The sequence below is a fragment of the Undibacterium sp. Dicai25W genome (genome assembly GCF_049340505.1).
Lineage (GTDB): Bacteria > Pseudomonadota > Gammaproteobacteria > Burkholderiales > Burkholderiaceae_D > Undibacterium > Undibacterium jejuense.
The window spans coordinates 193,325-209,179 of the sequence record NZ_JBMPOQ010000005.1 but is presented as its reverse complement, the minus strand read 5'-3'; the positions used below and the strand labels follow the sequence as shown (position 1 = coordinate 209,179).

The 15,855-nt window shown below is 45.8% G+C and carries 13 protein-coding genes, 1 tRNA gene and 1 pseudogene; 12 read left to right on the top strand and 3 right to left on the bottom strand.

Annotation, left to right across the window (positions count from 1 at the left end):
* The first annotated feature begins 4 nt into the window (after positions 1 to 4).
* Genes ACO0KY_RS08400 through ACO0KY_RS08385 form a run of 4 tightly spaced genes read left to right on the top strand, consistent with a single transcriptional unit; the run spans position 5 to position 3,559 of the window.
* Entirely contained in the window at positions 5 to 1,135 is a 1,131-nt protein-coding gene (locus tag ACO0KY_RS08400; protein ID WP_423045220.1) for an MlaE family ABC transporter permease, read from the top strand.
* Entirely contained in the window at positions 1,135 to 1,998 is an 864-nt protein-coding gene (locus ACO0KY_RS08395) for an ABC transporter ATP-binding protein (RefSeq protein ID WP_423045219.1), read from the top strand. Before ACO0KY_RS08400 ends, ACO0KY_RS08395 begins: the two co-directional genes overlap by 1 nt.
* Entirely contained in the window at positions 1,983 to 2,933 is a 951-nt protein-coding gene (locus ACO0KY_RS08390) for an MlaD family protein (RefSeq protein WP_186913283.1), read from the top strand. The genes ACO0KY_RS08395 and ACO0KY_RS08390 overlap by 16 nt, the downstream gene beginning before the upstream one ends.
* Positions 2,930 to 3,559, top strand: coding sequence for an ABC-type transport auxiliary lipoprotein family protein (locus tag ACO0KY_RS08385; protein ID WP_423045218.1), 630 nt, complete (start codon positions 2,930 to 2,932; stop codon positions 3,557 to 3,559). Before ACO0KY_RS08390 ends, ACO0KY_RS08385 begins: the two co-directional genes overlap by 4 nt.
* A gap of 109 nt (positions 3,560 to 3,668) precedes the next feature.
* Here ACO0KY_RS08385 and ACO0KY_RS08380 read toward each other — a convergent pair.
* Positions 3,669 to 4,130 (bottom strand): annotated as a pseudogene (locus ACO0KY_RS08380) (integrase core domain-containing protein); the annotation flags it as partial.
* 216 nt (positions 4,131 to 4,346) lie between these two features.
* Positions 4,347 to 4,423: transfer RNA gene (locus ACO0KY_RS08375), tRNA-Met, on the bottom strand.
* 287 nt (positions 4,424 to 4,710) lie between these two features.
* On the opposite strand from ACO0KY_RS08375, the gene ppnN reads away from it, so the two are divergent.
* Both ppnN and ACO0KY_RS08365 read left to right on the top strand, forming a co-directional pair.
* Entirely contained in the window at positions 4,711 to 6,081 is a 1,371-nt protein-coding gene (gene ppnN, locus ACO0KY_RS08370; protein ID WP_423045312.1) for a nucleotide 5'-monophosphate nucleosidase PpnN, read from the top strand.
* 204 nt (positions 6,082 to 6,285) lie between these two features.
* Positions 6,286 to 7,245, top strand: a complete 960-nt coding sequence (locus ACO0KY_RS08365; RefSeq protein ID WP_186913281.1) for a chemotaxis protein — start codon at positions 6,286 to 6,288, stop codon at positions 7,243 to 7,245.
* 66 nt (positions 7,246 to 7,311) lie between these two features.
* Here the strand turns inward: ACO0KY_RS08365 and ACO0KY_RS08360 are convergent, their stop codons facing one another.
* Complete coding sequence (locus tag ACO0KY_RS08360) at positions 7,312 to 7,701, bottom strand: hypothetical protein (RefSeq protein ID WP_423045217.1); 390 nt, start codon at positions 7,699 to 7,701, stop codon at positions 7,312 to 7,314.
* Between the two features lie 253 nt (positions 7,702 to 7,954).
* On the opposite strand from ACO0KY_RS08360, the gene ACO0KY_RS08355 reads away from it, so the two are divergent.
* The 6 genes from ACO0KY_RS08355 (at position 7,955) to ACO0KY_RS08330 (ending at position 15,826) form a co-directional block, all read left to right on the top strand.
* Positions 7,955 to 9,913, top strand: coding sequence for a CocE/NonD family hydrolase (locus ACO0KY_RS08355; RefSeq protein WP_423045216.1), 1,959 nt, complete (start codon positions 7,955 to 7,957; stop codon positions 9,911 to 9,913).
* A gap of 64 nt (positions 9,914 to 9,977) precedes the next feature.
* On the top strand, positions 9,978 to 12,047 hold the full coding sequence (locus ACO0KY_RS08350; RefSeq protein ID WP_423045215.1) for a M13 family metallopeptidase: 2,070 nt from the start codon (positions 9,978 to 9,980) through the stop codon (positions 12,045 to 12,047).
* A 276-nt stretch (positions 12,048 to 12,323) separates the two neighbouring features.
* Positions 12,324 to 13,457, top strand: coding sequence for a quinolinate synthase NadA (gene nadA, locus ACO0KY_RS08345; RefSeq protein ID WP_186913277.1), 1,134 nt, complete (start codon positions 12,324 to 12,326; stop codon positions 13,455 to 13,457).
* A gap of 50 nt (positions 13,458 to 13,507) precedes the next feature.
* Positions 13,508 to 14,374: a carboxylating nicotinate-nucleotide diphosphorylase gene (nadC, locus tag ACO0KY_RS08340; protein WP_423045214.1), complete on the top strand. Its 867-nt coding sequence runs from the start codon at positions 13,508 to 13,510 to the stop codon at positions 14,372 to 14,374.
* A gap of 301 nt (positions 14,375 to 14,675) precedes the next feature.
* Entirely contained in the window at positions 14,676 to 14,948 is a 273-nt protein-coding gene (locus ACO0KY_RS08335) for a hypothetical protein (protein WP_423045213.1), read from the top strand.
* Positions 14,945 to 15,826, top strand: coding sequence for a sensor histidine kinase (locus ACO0KY_RS08330; RefSeq protein WP_423045212.1), 882 nt, complete (start codon positions 14,945 to 14,947; stop codon positions 15,824 to 15,826). The genes ACO0KY_RS08335 and ACO0KY_RS08330 overlap by 4 nt, the downstream gene beginning before the upstream one ends.
* Positions 15,827 to 15,855: the final 29 nt, after the last annotated feature.

Genomic DNA, 15,855 nt, shown 5'->3' with positions numbered 1-15,855 from the left:
TCACATGCGAACTACCCAGATAAACGCCGCAGAGAAAGCTAGAATTGTGCAAACGGCCCCCGGAAGCTTGGAATTTTCTGGCTCTTGGACGGTTTGCCATTTAGGCGCTGTGATACGTGAACTGGATCAATTATTAGATTTGCCAATTACCCAATTAAATCTGGACGGTAAAAAAATAGTTAACATTGACAGCATTACAGTGTGGATTTTGCAATCCAGATTGCAAAAATTGAGAGCGAAGGGTGCACAGATTGATATGCTGGATTGGCCTGGAGAATATCAATTGTTAGTCGATAATTTGCCATCAAAATCACAACCGCCACTCCATCAGCATTTGAAATCAGGGATGTTAGAAACGCTAGGTAAAGATAGCTTCACGATCTGTACAAACGGTTTTTCTTTGCTTAGTTTTATCGGCGAAACTACTCTCAGTTTGTTGGCCGTGTTGCGACAATCCAATCGTGCCAGAGTGCGCAGCGTATTACATAATGTGCAAATCAGCGGTGTCAATGCCTTACCCATCGTCGGCGTAACTTCGTTTTTATTGGGCATTGTCGTTGCCTATCAAGGTGCTGATCAACTGCGACATTATGGCGCTAATATTTTTGTGGTGGAACTGGTCGGTTATGCGATGTTGCGGGAGTTCGCTCCGTTGATTACCGCTATCATCGTTGCAGGACGCTCGGGTTCCGCCTATGCCGCGCAGATTGGCACCATGCTGGTGACTGAAGAGGTAGACGCTCTTAAAACCATAGGGATCAAACCGATTAATTTATTAGTGCTGCCCAAGTTGATTGCACTCATGCTTGCCTTACCATTGTTGACTTTGTTTGCAGATGTACTTGGTGTGCTTGGTGGCATGTGGATGGCCAATAATAAGTTGCAAGTAGCACCGCATGAGTTTTTGGCTCGCTTTGGAACAGAAATTCCGCTTAAAACCTTATTCATTGGTCTGGGTAAATCATGGGTTTTTGCGATCGTAATTGTTTTGATTAGTTGTTATCAAGGCTTTCGTACTAAGTCCAATGCCGATAGTGTTGGTCAGCAAACTACGCGTAGCGTGGTGCAATCCATCTTTATCGTGATTGTGCTCGATGCTGGCTTTTCTATTGTATTCAACTTGCTGGATCTTTGATGAATTCCGGCAAGATAGAGTCCGAGGCAAGAAAGGATGATTATGTCATTCAGATGCAGCAGATTTGTACCCGGTTTGGTGAAAAAATCGTCCACGATGGTGTCGACCTGCAAGTGAGGCGTGGTGACATCTTTGCTATTGTCGGTGGTAGTGGCTCGGGAAAATCAACCTTGCTGCGAGAGATGATCTTACTCCACAAGCCTGATAGCGGAAGCGTGAAAATCCTTGGTACAGACCTAGCCGATATAAGTGAGCCAATGACCAAAGATTTGCGTCAACGTTGTGGCGTCCTGTTTCAAAAAGGCGGATTGTTTGGAACCTTGACTGTCAGCGAAAACATAGGCCTCCCTTTGCGCGAACATACCGATTTAGATGATGTCCTGATTGATCAAGTCGCGCTTTGGAAATTAGCACAGACAGGATTGCAGCCGGAGTCCGCCAGTTTATATCCCGCCGAACTCAGTGGTGGCATGTTGAAGCGTGCTGCGATGGCGCGCGCATTAGCGCTTGATCCCGAGTTATTGTTTCTGGATGAACCAACCGCCGGACTTGATCCTACGAGTGCAGATGGGATCGATACCTTGATTTTGCAGCTTCACTCGGTTTATCGCCCGACCATTGTGATGATTACCCATGATTTGGATCTGCTATGGCAAGTGACGCATCAGGTTGCCGTTTTAGGGGACGGTAAAGTGCTTGCAGTTGGCTCGATGATGGAGCTATCTCAGCTAGAAAATCCAGAGATAAGAGCATACTTTGATGGCGCACGTGGACGCGCTGCACAAGAGCAGGCAAGCAATCTTGCAGCAAATCGCACCATCAACGTCAATGATAAAAAGGTGGTAGCATGGAAACCAAAGTGAATTTTGTGGTCGTAGGGCTCTTTGCCATACTTCTCGGGACTCTATTTGTGGTTATTGTATTGTGGTTGTCTGTCGGCCTGAACCATCATGACAAACCTAAATTATATTTGTCCGTGATAAATGAATCCGTTGCCGGACTTAATCTGGATGCGCCAGTGAAGTATCAAGGCGTGATTGTTGGTAAGGTACATTCAATCACCCTCAATCGACTAAATCCGCAGCAGGTTCTGCTCATTTTTGCCATTGACCCAAGCACGACAATCAAAACCGATACACAAGCGGTGCTCGAAACGCAGGGGCTCACAGGTATTGCTTATGTTGAACTCAGTGGTGGTACGCCCGCGGCACCGGTATTGATGGCTCAATCAGGTTTTGAATACCCACAGATTCCAAGTAAGCCATCTTTAAGTACTCGTCTGGAAAATGTTTTAAGTACTGCAATGGCCAACCTGGATCACACAACAGCCAACATTAATGCAATGTTAAGCGACGAGAACAGACAATCAATAACAAAAATCCTCATTGATACGTCAAGCTTAATGGCGAGTTTAGCTTCGCAGAAAGCCAATATCAGCCGCGGCATAAACAAGGCAGCCGTTACTATGGACAATACCGCGCAGGCAAGCACCAAACTAGATCCTTTAATTTTACGCATCAGCGATAGTGCCAATGCTATCACTGCCATGGCAAATAAACTGAGCGAAGCCAGTGGAGAGGCGCAAAAAACCGCGCAAGAACTTGGCGGTGGCATCCATCAGGTACGCGTCGATAGTTTGCCTGAACTGCAAAAAATGATGTTAGAAATAACAGAGTTATCCGCTACATTAAAAAGTCTGGCTGAACAAACTCAGCAAGACCCTGGAAGTCTGCTGCGTGGTCGCAAGGCTGCACCGCCCGGTCCTGGTGAAATGCAGAACGAGGTCGTGGCACCATGATTGTCTTTCATTATAGATCCCTCATACTAGCGTTTGCTCTGCTCTTGTCAGGTTGCTCGATATTACAACCGGTATCGCCACCAGTATTGAAAGAGTATCGTTTAGAGGCAGCTTCGATGGCTAAATCGATGGTGTCATCACCATCCTCTTTGAGTATTGAGATTAGCACTATCCGGGCAGTTCCGGAGCTCGATAGCCGTCATATGCTCTATGTTCAACACCCTTATCAAATTGAACGCTTTCAGCAAAGTGAATGGCAGCAAAAGCCGGCAAGCATGCTAACGCCTCTTGTGGTGGCAGCGCTTGAAGCCAGCGGCTTATTTCAAGTTGTTTTGCGGTCACCTAATCCGACCAATGTTAACTACCGTTTAGAGTTGGAGCTCGTCCAACTGGAACAGGAATTCACAACGTATCCAAGCGTGATTCATTTAGGGCTGCGCGCTTATTTAACTGAAAATAAATCCCATACGATCGTCGCTTGGCAAGAATTTAACGTCACGCAGGCTGCACCTACTGAGGATGCCTATGGTGGAGTTATCGCTAGCAGGCTGGCAACGACTGAAGTATTACGACAATTAGTAGAGTTATGTCGCTCGCATGTAGGGCAGACGAATGCTACGCCTTGATCACCGAGTTGATGAGATGTTGGTGTTTGTCTCGTTTATGTGATTTTGTAGTAGTTGCGCCCCGATCTGACAGTCACCCGGTTTGAAGTGTGGAATTGTCAGATCAAATTCAGTTATTTAGTTTTGTGATTTTATCGTGCCACGCCTCCTTTCCGTCAATTAGTGTTTGAATTGGTATGCGACCACAACACATTTTTCCTTGATGAGTACGTTCGTGATTGTAGTAATGCAGCCAGTCGTCCAGGTCTTTCTGCAACGCATCAATCGACAAGTAAATCTTTTTCCGAAACGTGACCTGGTAAAACTCATTCAGAATGGTTTTATGGAAGCGTTCGCAGATGCCATTCGTCTGAGGATGACGCACTTTGGTTTTTGCGTGTTCGATTTCATCTAACGCAAGATAGAGTTGATAATTGTCCGCTTCTTGTCGGCCGCAATAGTCGGTTCCTCGATCAGTCAGGATTCGAATTAAGCCCATTTCGTATTAGGCAAAGAGCGGTAACACCTTGTCATTGAGCAGATCAGCAGCCGTAATCGGGGTTTTGGTGCTGTAGAGCTTAACCTTTGCGACGGACAATCGCTTGAAATTGATACGGGCCGCGGTGATTGATAGTTGCCATACTCTGATGCTCCAAATTATTAAGGAACAAGGGATAGCTACGCTTTTTTTCTACGTATTAAAGATTTTTTATGCTGCCAAGTGCAGCATAAATGCAGCAAAAAATACGTTTTAAAAGCAGAAAAGGCCTACAGAAATCTGTAAGCCTTTGATTTTATTGAATTTGTTTGGTTGCGGGGGCAGGATTTGAACCTACGACCTTCGGGTTATGAGCCCGACGAGCTGCCAGACTGCTCCACCCCGCGTCTGAGAGGGCGAACTATACAGGGCGCAGTGCGAATATACAAGTGACTAAGCAAAATATTTTAAATTGATTCCGTTGAATTGGTTTAGTTTATTTGTATGGCTGATGTTAATTGAAGAAAATATAGTAGATATAACAAGCATTTTCATTAATCCGTGCATAATGAAGTCTGGCTAGAAATGCTGCTGCATTTATTTTTAAACATATCCAGGAGTTGCATCGCAGTGACTTTGTTGGTGGCTGTAGTTAAACGGGATATGGTGTGCATGATGAGGAGGTATTACTGTGATCGAATATGACGTAATTGACACCCAAATTTCACCAGAAGGCCGTATGGAAGTATTATCGAAGGCCGAGGTTGGCAAATTACTCGACAATAGTCATGGTGGTTTGTACCAGGTGTTTCGTAGCTGTGCATTGGCGGTACTGAATTGTGGTAGTGGTCTGGATGATGGGAAGGAGTTGCTCGAGCGTTATAAAAGTTTTGATATCAGTATCATCCAACGTGAGCGCGGCATTAAGCTTGATGTCAAAGGCGCGCCAGCAAGTGCGTTCGTCAATGGTGTCATGATCAAAGGTATACAGGAGCACTTGTTTGCAGTCCTGCGCGACATTTTGTTTATCAATGTTGAGATTGCCGATGGTAAGAAATTTGACCTGAAATCGTCTGAAGGTATTACCGATACGGTTTTTCATGTGCTGCGGAATGCGAATTTGTTGCGCCCTCAGGTTAACCCTAATTTGGTGGTTTGCTGGGGTGGGCACTCGATTTCAGGTGTTGAATACGATTACACCAAGCAGGTTGGCTATCAACTGGGCTTGCGCGGCATGGATATTTGTACTGGTTGTGGCCCGGGCGCAATGAAAGGCCCAATGAAGGGCGCAACCATAGGTCACGCTAAACAAAGATTGACGCATAGCCGTTATCTGGGGCTGACTGAGCCTGGCATTATTGCTGCTGAGGCGCCTAATCCTATCGTGAATGATTTAGTGATTATGCCGGATATAGAAAAACGGCTTGAGGCCTTTGTTCGGGTTGGTCATGCGGTGATTGTGTTTCCTGGTGGTGCTGGAACAGCGGAAGAGATTTTGTATCTGCTCGGGATTTTGTTGCATCCTGAAAATGCAGAATTGCCGTTCCCATTGATTTTCACGGGCCCAGAAAGTGCCGCTGAATACTTTGCTCAAATTGATCGCTTTATTGCTGATACCTTAGGCGTGGCCGCGCAGAAACATTACCAGATCATTGTTAATAATCCGGCTCAGGTGGCACAGGAAGTGGAAAAGGGCATTAAGCAAGTGCGTGAATATCGCAAACAAAAAGGTGATGCTTATTATTTCAACTGGTTATTGAAAATTGACGCTGAATTTCAAAAACCATTTGAGCCTACCCATGAAAATATGCGTAGTCTGGAACTTCACAAAAATCAGGAGCCACATTTGCTGGCAGCGAATTTGCGACGTGCTTTTTCGGGTGTGGTGGCTGGAAATGTGAAAAATCAAGGAATTCGTGCCATTGAACAATACGGAAACTTTGAAATTTGTGGTGATATTGCTATTATGGAATCGATGGACGCATTACTAAGTTCTTTTGTTGTGCAAAATCGCATGAAATTACCAGGTAAAGCTTACACTCCTTGCTATCGCATCATAAAATAATGAAATAGACAGGTAATGTGATTGGGTTATATTGCTACACCGCTTATTGTGAACTTATGTGGCATAGTCCTTGATGGTGCTGTCGTGTTTCAATTTCGTACTATGATGAACATTTCTGAAAAGACATAAATTTATTTTGGGCAATTTGTTTGAAGTTGGTAAGATGTTGGCAAATCAATTCTATCAATTTAGAGGATCATAATTATGAGCACCGTACAGCAAGAAGTTGATGAGCGCACCAATCTTACCGGTTCAAACAAGTTTGAATTGCTGCTTTTCAGATTGGGTGGCGATGGTGGTGGTGATCGCTCCGAGTTGTTTGGTATCAACGTTTTTAAAGTCCGCGAAATCGTTGCTATGCCTGCGATTACTGCGGTTGCAGGTTCATTGCCACATATGTTGGGTGTCGTTAACTTGCGGGGTCAAATTATCCCTGTGATCGATTTGCCATCAGTGGTTGGCTGCGTGCCAAAAACCGGCTTAAACATTATGCTGGTCACCGAATATGCGCGCACGACCCAAGGTTTTGCGGTTGAATCAGTCGAAGAAATCGTGCGTCTCGATTGGAGTCAGGTGTTGTCAGCAGAAAACAGTGCCGTCGGTGGTATGGTTACCAGTATCGCTCGTCTGGATGGTGATACAGAAAATACCCGCTTGGCACAAGTACTGGACGTAGAGCAAATCTTGCGTCAGATTACACCATCAGATGCAAAAGACGTCGACCCTGAGACAATAGGCGATCGTTTGCAGATGAAAGAAGGTTCTGTGATTTTGGCGGCAGATGATTCAGGTGTAGCTCGCAGCCTGATCGAAAAGGCGTTGGGCGCGATAGGTGCGCCATTCATTATGACCAAAACTGGTAAGGAAGCATGGGATAAGCTGCAAGTTCTGGCTGCTGCTGCCCAATCTGAAGGTAAAGGGTTACGTGATAAAGTTGCAATGGTGTTGACTGATCTTGAAATGCCTGAGATGGATGGTTTTACGTTGACACGTAAAATTAAGCAGGACGACCGCTATAAGTCTTTGCCTGTCATTATCCATTCGTCGTTGTCTGGCCAGACAAATGAAGAGCATATTAAAACGGTTGGTGCTGATGCGTATGTTGCAAAGTTTGTGGCTGAAGAGCTGGCTGCTGCAATTCGCAAGGTATTGGCCGCGAAGTAAAATATATTCGAATAAAAAAGGGGGGGGCAATTTATATTGCTCCCCTTTTTTTTAGGGTGAGAAAGCTTATTTACTTATTTTTCTCCATCCCCCCGGACAGTCCTTGATGGCAGGGTAGAAGCCATCTGGCTGGTCGCAATATAACCATTCATTGCCATTTAATGCTGGTGCAGAAGGCTGAGCTTCGTACAGGTTATAGGTTGAGGTGGTCGCTGGCGCGGTGGAATAGCTTGGGGGGCTATAAATCACCGTTGGAGATTGAATAACGACTTCACGCGGATAAGAATAATACGGTGAACCGTAGTAATAAGAATGACCATAATAAGTTGGACCATAATAAGTCGGTGCATAGTAAGGTGTGCCAACCACGATTGGAAACGGGTTGATATAAACACCAAATCCAACTCTGGGTCCTCTCCAGTATCCATATGGGCCAGCAAAGCTGCTACTTACCATCGACAGACTGAGTAAGAGTAGTAAGGAAATTTTCAAGGTTTTCATGTTGTGACTACCTTTTATTGTAAATAGATAAGTTTGCGTCAAAAAAACGAAACTATTTGCGTAAATTGTACTCTGTTACCAGTGGTTGAAATTCCCAAAAAGCGTTTAAAAGACTTCGGGGTTGACTTTTCTGCTGGTATTCATCACTGCACCTTACTTAGTGCAGTTATTTCGCCAAAAAGTTCAATTGATAAAAATAAAGGACGACATGTTTTTACAATTAAAAAAAGTATTATTTATATTTGCAATTATTTCAGTGAGCGGGGAGGCATTAGCCGCTACGACTGCCGTCGCCTCCAGTTCGGAAAGTACAGAAACAGTCACGTCGAATGTGCGTGAACATTATACAAAATACGAATACCAGATCCCCATGCGTGATGGTACGCGCTTGTTCACGGTGGTTTATGTACCCAAAGACAAGGCGCACACTTATCCGTTCTTGATGGTACGTACACCATACGGGACGGGGGTGCATTACAACGATGAATCACATTATGGTGTTGATTTTTATCCCAAAAGTCTTGGTCCATCCAAGGATTTTGAAGATAGCGGTTATATTTTTGTAAATCAAGATGTTCGTGGTCGTTATATGTCGGAGGGGGTGTGGCAAGAAATGACTCCGCATAACAATTCTCGCCTTCAACCTGGTCAGGGGATAGAAAGCCGGGACATGCACGACACGGTCGATTGGTTGTTGAAAAACATACCAGGCAATAATGGTAAAGTCGGGATTTGGGGAATTTCTTACCCAGGCTTTTATACATCGGCCAGCATCATTGATTCGCACCCGGCGATTAAAGCGGCCTCACCACAGGCACCAGTGACTGATTTGTTTATGGGCGACGATTCTTATCATGGTGGCGCGTTCATGTTGGCGGCAAATTTTGATTTTTACTCTAGTTTCACAACAGAAAAAAATCCTACACCACTGCCTAAAAACTGGGGATCTTTTGATTATGGGACAAAAGATGCTTATCAATATTTTCTGAAATATCAAAGCCTTAAAAATATCGCTGCACAACTCAGTGATAAGCAGCGTGAACTATTCATGCCGAATGTTGAGCACAGTACTTACGATGATTTTTGGAAGTCCAGGAATATTGCCCCACATCTCAAAAATATCAAAGCAGCGGTATTAACGGTAGGTGGTTGGTACGACGCTGAAGATGTTCATGGTCCGGTGGCCACCTATGACAGCATTAAAGCTAATAATAAAGGTCAATTTAATGGTCTTGTACTTGGCCCTTGGGTTCATGGTGGCTGGGCCGGAGCCGACGGAAGAATGTTGGGAGACGTCGACTTTGGAGCCAAAACGGGCGAATACTACCGCAAAAACATCCTTTTCCCATTCTTTGAACACTACTTGAAAGGCGTAGAGGCTAAACCCTTGGCCGAGGCAACTGTGTTCGAAACTGGCACCAATGTCTGGCGTGAATATGCGAGCTGGCCGCCTCAGCAGGCACAAAGCAAGATCTTGTATTTTGGTGCTGATGGCACTTTGAGTTGGACGCCGCCAGCTGTGACAGCCGCAGCCTATGATGAATACGTTAGCGATCCTAAAAAACCTGTACCGTATATTTCTTACGTGGCGATTGGTGTTCCGCGTGAGTACATGGTGTCGGATCAACGCTTTGCTTCAACCCGTTCAGATGTGTTGGTGTACCAATCTGAAGTGCTGCAAGAAGACGTTACGGTAGTCGGGCCGGTTATGCCTAAGTTATTTGTGTCTTCAACAGGCACTGATGCGGATTGGGTGGTTAAGCTGATTGATGTGTATCCATCAGATTATCCGGATGAACACGCACCGCGTGAACGAGGTCATGATGTGCCACCGCCTACGGTGACGATGGCTGGTTATCAGCAACTGGTACGTGGCGAACCGATGCGTGCAAAATTCCGCAATAGCTTCGAACGTCCAGAGCCTTTAGTTGCTAATCAAATTACACCCTTGACGTATAAAATGCCTGATATTAATCACACCTTCCGTCGTGGTCACCGGATTATGGTGCAGGTGCAAAGTTCCTGGTTCCCGTTGGTGGATTTGAATCCGCAACAATTCATGGATATTCCTAAGGCCAACCCGGAAGATTTTCAAAAAGCGACGCAGCGTATCTACCGTACGCCAGGTCAATATTCTGGCGTAGCAGTACAAGTTTTGGCAAAGTAGAATGCCGGATCTGAACAAAATAGACATTCACACTTCACTTCTTTCGATAAATAGGATGCAATTCATGCTATCTCCATATTTCAAACGTACTTCTATCAGCACTCTGGTTGGTTTGGTCTGCGCAGCTTCTGCTCATGCACAAACGCCAACAACGGCACTGGCAAATACTGCGACCTCAAACCAACTCGTGTTGGAATCTGCGACCATGGATTTGAAAGTAGATCCCTGTACGGATTTTTTTGAATACGCAAATGGTACCTGGCTCAAAAATAATCCAATTCCTGCGGACCGCTCCCGTTACAGCGCTTATGACGAAGTGACTGAACGCAACCTGACAGCATTGAAGCAAATTGCCGAAGCGGCAGCAGCAGGCGAAGTGAAATCAAAAGTCGGTCAGTTAGTCGGTGCGTTTTATGCCAGTGGTATGAATGAGGCGCAGATTGAAAAAGATGGTGCAACGCCGTTGAAACCACAATTGGATGCGATTAATAACATCAAAGACAAACAACAATTAATGGCGGCTATTGCGAGTTTGCATAAGCAGGGTGTGAATGCTTTGTTTGGTTTCGATGTCCAGCAAGATGCGAAAAAAGCGACACGCTACATTCCTCAATTGATGCAAGGTGGTCTTGGCTTACCGGACCGCGATTACTATCTGAAGACAGACGCAAAAACGGTAGAAATTCGCAATAAGTATCAAGCTTATGTTGCGCAAATGTTTGAGTTGATTGGTGATGCACCTGATGTTGCTAAACAAAATGCTAAGACAGTCATGGATCTGGAAACGCGCCTGGCAAAAGCATCATTGACCAAGGTTGCCTTGCGTGATCCGGAAGCCAGCTACCACCTGTCAGATCTGAATGGCTTGCATAAAATTGATCACTTTACATCTTGGCCGACTTACTTTAACGCGGTAGGTTTAAATCAGCCGGGTCAACTGAATGTAGCCCATCCAAAATTCATCGCTGAAGCGGGGCGTATGATTAATGGTGTTTCACTCGATCAATGGAAAACCTATTTGCGCTGGCATCTGGCGAACGATTATGCCAATGAACTGAGCTCTGCTTTTGTCAATGCGCATTTTGATTTCTATGGCAAAACTCTGGCTGGCACCAAAGAGTTGCAGCCGCGCTGGAAGCGCGTTCTGGCGAAGATAGATATGGATGCCGGTGAGGCGCTGGGCGAATTATACGTGGCTAAATTCTTTAGTCCGGAAGCCAAGGCTGGTGTGCTTGAAATGGTCAATAACATCAAAGATGCTATGCGTGAAAGCATAGGCAAGTTGGAATGGATGTCCGACATCACCAAACAACAAGCCTACAAAAAGCTTGATACTGTCATGGTAAAAATAGGCTATCCAGATGTCTGGCGTGATTACAGCGCTCTGCATATTGACAATGGCTCGTATGTTGCCAACGTTGCTCGCGCGAATGAATTCGAATTCAATCGCGTCCTTTCAAGATTAGGTAAGCCAATTGACCGCAATGAATGGGGCATGACACCGCAGACAGTCAATGCCTATTACAACCCGACGATGAATGAAATCGTTTTCCCTGCGGGTATCTTGCAACCGCCGCTATATCACGTTAATGCCGATCCTGCGGCTAACTACGGCAATACCGGCGCTACCATTGGCCATGAATTGACGCATGCATTTGACGATGAAGGTAGCCAATTTGATGCGCAAGGTAATCTGAAGAGCTGGTGGACCAAACAAGATCAAAAGCAATTCCTGGCGCGTGTCAAAACCATAGAGCAGCAATTCGATGAATTTAATCCTATCGATCAATTGCATATCAATGGCAAATTAACGGCCGGTGAAAATATCGCCGATCTTGGCGGTATGAAGATCGCTTTGCAAGCTTTGCGTAAATCCCTGAAGACGAAGCCACAGGCAGCAGAAATTGATGGTTTGACGCCGGAGCAGCGTTTCTTTGTGGCGAATGGTCAAAGTTTCCGTAGCCTGATTCGTGACGAGAGTTTGCGCCTAAAATTGGCTACCGATCCTCACTCTCCAGATAAATATCGCGTTATTGCACCATTGGCAAATATGCCAGAATTTTCCGAGGCATTTAGCTGCAAAGGGGAACGCTCGCCTTTGCGTCATGGCGGTAAGCAGGTAATTATCTGGTAACAGCGTATACTATCGCCTGAATTAATTGTTTCTAATCCATGGTAGCAAGCTAAAAATGTCGCATGGCTTGCTACATGTAGTTAGAAATTTCAGGGTGAGGTAGGAGTATATTTAAAAATACACCCTTTTGTCCTTACGGATATTAGGGTGTTTTTATATACACCTACCCAGTATAGATTTGAAGGTGAGATTGATCAGACAGTCGACCAAGTTTGAAATGGTTTTCTCACCCATCATTTTTACTTTTTTGCTTTTGTTAGTTTACGTTGACTAAGTATGGAAACCACCAAAGTTATCGAATTTGAACGTCCGCAAATGGACGTAGGCCTGAGCTGTACCGCCAATGCCTGGGCACGTATTCCGGAAGCGCCGGATGCGGAAGAAAAATTGGCTCTTAAAGCCCGCGTTAGACAACTGCTTAAAGAAAAGCAGGCTGTGCTAGTGGCGCATTACTATGTTGACGCCGAATTACAAGATTTAGCGGAAGAAACTGGTGGTTGTGTTTCCGATTCTTTAGAAATGGCGCGTTTTGGTCGGGATCATCCTGCCAAAACATTGGTCGTGGCTGGCGTTAAGTTCATGGGCGAAACCGCCAAAATACTGAGCCCGGAAAAAACAATTCTGATGCCAGATCTGGACGCCACCTGTTCCCTTGATTTGGGTTGTCCTGCTGATGAATTTGCAGCGTTTTGCGATGCGCATCCGGATCGTACAGTGGTCGTCTATGCCAATACCAGTGCCGCAGTCAAGGCGCGTGCTGACTGGATGGTGACATCAAGCATTGGTCTGGATATCGTCGCCCACTTGCACGCGCAAGGTAAAAAAATCTTGTGGGCACCGGACAAACATCTGGGTAGCTATATCCAGAAGCAAACTGGAGCTGACATGCTGTTATGGCAGGGTTCTTGTCTGGTACACGATGAATTTAAAGGTATAGAGCTGGATGTGTTGAAAGCCGAATATCCAAACGCTAAAGTCCTGGTGCATCCTGAATCGCCCGCATCCGTCGTGGCGCTGGCAGACGTGGTTGGCTCAACGTCGCAAATGATCCATGCTGCACAAACGCTGGATGCGCAAGAGTTTATCGTTGCGACCGATAACGGTATTTTGCATAAAATGCAAATGGCTGCACCTGGCAAACGCTTCATCGTTGCGCCAACTGCTGGTAATAGTGCGACTTGCAAGAGCTGCGCTCACTGCCCATGGATGGCAATGAATGGCTTACGCAATCTGGTGCAGGTACTAGAGCAAGGTCATAATGAAATTCAGGTTGACCCTGACACGGCCGACAAGGCTAAATTATGCATCAACCGCATGCTCGATTTTGCTGCCGCGAAAAAAGCGAATGTCCGTCCATCCGGCGATCTGGCGAAAGACGGCGCTTTGTTTTCTGGGATAGGCCCCGCCTGAGTAGTTTCGTCATTTGATTGAATATTTATCTGAAACAAGGATAGTTTTTTATGTCCAGTAATTTAAAAAATAAGCATTTTCCATTCGATGCAGATTTGCAGCAGGCATTTGATCGCAACGTGCGTGATGCCTTGGTGGAGGATGTTGGTGTGGTAGATCTGACGGGCTTGCTGGTTCCCTCTGAAGAACGTGTTAAGGCGCAAGTGATCGTGCGTGAAAACGCGATCCTGTGCGGCGCACCGTGGTTTGATGCTGTGATGGAGCGCTGTCACCCAGATATTCGTATTGACTGGAAATACGCCGAAGGTGATGCAATGATCGCCAATTCTGTTGTTTGCAAAATCGATGCGCCAGCGCGCGCTTTGTTGACTGCAGAACGCTCAGCACTGAACTTCTTACAATTGCTCTCTGCCGTTGCGACTGCCACCGCCAGATACGTTGCCATGATCGCTGGCACGAAAGCAGCTATTCTAGATACGCGCAAAACCATGCCAGGATTGCGCCTTGCACAAAAATACGCAGTCCGGGTTGGTGGTGGTAAAAATCAACGGCTAGCTTTGTACGACGGTATTTTGATCAAAGAAAATCACATTGCTGCAGCAGGTGGAATTGCAGCAGCGATGCAGCAGGCGTTTGATTTAAAATCCAATGCGATGATACAAATTGAGGTAGAGAACATCGCTGAATTGCGTGCGGCTTTAGCTGCTGGCGCTACTTCAGTGCTGCTCGATAATTTCACCACCGACATGATGCGGGAAGCAGTCGTCTTGAATGCTGGTCGTGCATTGCTGGAAGCATCAGGTGGCGTCGATGAGCGCACTGTACGTTCCATCGCAGAAACCGGCGTTGACCGCATCTCTATTGGCAGTTTGACCAAGGATATCAAGGCAACAGATTATTCTTTGCGGGTACTCTGATTTAGCCTTCAATGAGAACAATAAGCGCCACACCCTAATAGAAAGGGTGTGGCGTTTTTTTATTTTCAATGAGTTATTGGCGTTATTGCTTGGTTTAGCTAGCTCTGGTAGGTGAACTAACGGACAAGCAGGGATGTTCGATGTCCCATTTATCCGTCTTCTCAACCACTTAACCCCGCCAAGCAACACTTAGTCGCATTTCAATAGGGGTTGGCCTTCATTACCATTATTCTCCATACATCGAAGTAAAAATGATGTCGGACCTGATTGATGTCCGGTTTCTAACTTATGGAGAATGGTGATGAGTCGCAAGCAAACAGGAATATTTTCCAGAATTTCTACCTATTGGTCAGCGTTCGGTAGTCGCCTTCACGCTACATCGTGGGCGCGTGTCTTTGTTGGCTGTATTATGGTGCTGATTGCAGGTGCAGTTTTACATCTCACGACGCTGGCGAAGTTAATCGTTACTATCTCGATATTGAATAAATTATTTCTGCGTCACCGTGCAGAGAAGGGGGCAGTTATCATGCTCGGATCTGCGTCTTCAAATCAGTTTGATGGAGAAGTAAAATGAAAACCAAAGACGAAAACCCGGTGTTGCATGCAGTGTTAAACGTGGCGGAAACAGTTAGTGTTTTGTGGTGGAAATTTTTTGATTGGGCTGCAGTGGTTCCTTGGCTCTCTCTTGGTTTAACCAGTTTTTTTGCGATGATTTTTGCTGGCTTTATAGGTATCGGACCATTTATGGTGATGATGGTCTTAGCCGCCATCGTGATCAAAACCGTTGCCGGTGGAAAGCGAAAAGCAGAATTGATGGCAAGTGCCGCTGTAACGCGTGCCAATGTCGAGTCGCTTGAAAGACGTTTGTTGGAAGCGGAAATGGCAGCCCTGCAGGCGCAGATAGAGCCGCATTTTTTGTTTAATACATTGGCTTTGATTGGCCAGTTAATGGCTACCGATGCGGAGCGGGCGGCCTCGGTGCATGCAGATCTGATTAAGTATCTGCGAGCTGCCTTGCCGCAAATACGTCAGCAGGGAATAGGGCAGCTTGGGCAGCAAATGGCTTTGTCACGTGCTTATCTTAATATCATGCAAGCGAGGATGCAAGAACGCTTGCAGTATCAGATTGAGGTTGGTGAGGGCTTAGATCAGGCGCAATTTCCTTCCATGATGATACAAACTATGGTGGAGAATGCGATTAAGCATGGCCTTGAGCCTAAAATTGAAGGTGGTCAGATTTGTATTAGCGCTCAACGTCACGACAATGAACTATGGGTCGAGGTCAGTGACAATGGCATGGGCTTTGACGTGCATGTTGCAGAAGGTCTCGGCTTAACGAATATTCGTGAGCGGCTCAAAATGTTGTACGGTGCTAAGGCCAGTCTGGTAATTGAAGTGCCGTTCGAAGGTGGTGCCCGATTCCGTATTCAAATTCCGTATCTGAATCAATAATGTTAATCATCAATAATAAAGTGATCTGC

Coding starts and splice junctions, on each gene's coding strand:
- ACO0KY_RS08335 (WP_423045213.1), top strand. CDS start 14,676: ATGAGTCGCAAGCAAACAGGAATATTTTCCAGAATTTCTACCTATTGG.
- ACO0KY_RS08400 (WP_423045220.1), top strand. CDS start 5: ATGCGAACTACCCAGATAAACGCCGCAGAGAAAGCTAGAATTGTGCAA.
- ACO0KY_RS08330 (WP_423045212.1), top strand. CDS start 14,945: ATGAAAACCAAAGACGAAAACCCGGTGTTGCATGCAGTGTTAAACGTG.
- nadC (WP_423045214.1), top strand. CDS start 13,508: ATGTCCAGTAATTTAAAAAATAAGCATTTTCCATTCGATGCAGATTTG.
- ACO0KY_RS08365 (WP_186913281.1), top strand. CDS start 6,286: ATGAGCACCGTACAGCAAGAAGTTGATGAGCGCACCAATCTTACCGGT.
- ACO0KY_RS08350 (WP_423045215.1), top strand. CDS start 9,978: ATGCTATCTCCATATTTCAAACGTACTTCTATCAGCACTCTGGTTGGT.
- nadA (WP_186913277.1), top strand. CDS start 12,324: ATGGAAACCACCAAAGTTATCGAATTTGAACGTCCGCAAATGGACGTA.
- ACO0KY_RS08355 (WP_423045216.1), top strand. CDS start 7,955: ATGTTTTTACAATTAAAAAAAGTATTATTTATATTTGCAATTATTTCA.
- ACO0KY_RS08360 (WP_423045217.1), bottom strand. CDS start 7,701: ATGGTAAGTAGCAGCTTTGCTGGCCCATATGGATACTGGAGAGGACCC.
- ACO0KY_RS08390 (WP_186913283.1), top strand. CDS start 1,983: ATGGAAACCAAAGTGAATTTTGTGGTCGTAGGGCTCTTTGCCATACTT.
- ACO0KY_RS08385 (WP_423045218.1), top strand. CDS start 2,930: ATGATTGTCTTTCATTATAGATCCCTCATACTAGCGTTTGCTCTGCTC.
- ACO0KY_RS08395 (WP_423045219.1), top strand. CDS start 1,135: ATGAATTCCGGCAAGATAGAGTCCGAGGCAAGAAAGGATGATTATGTC.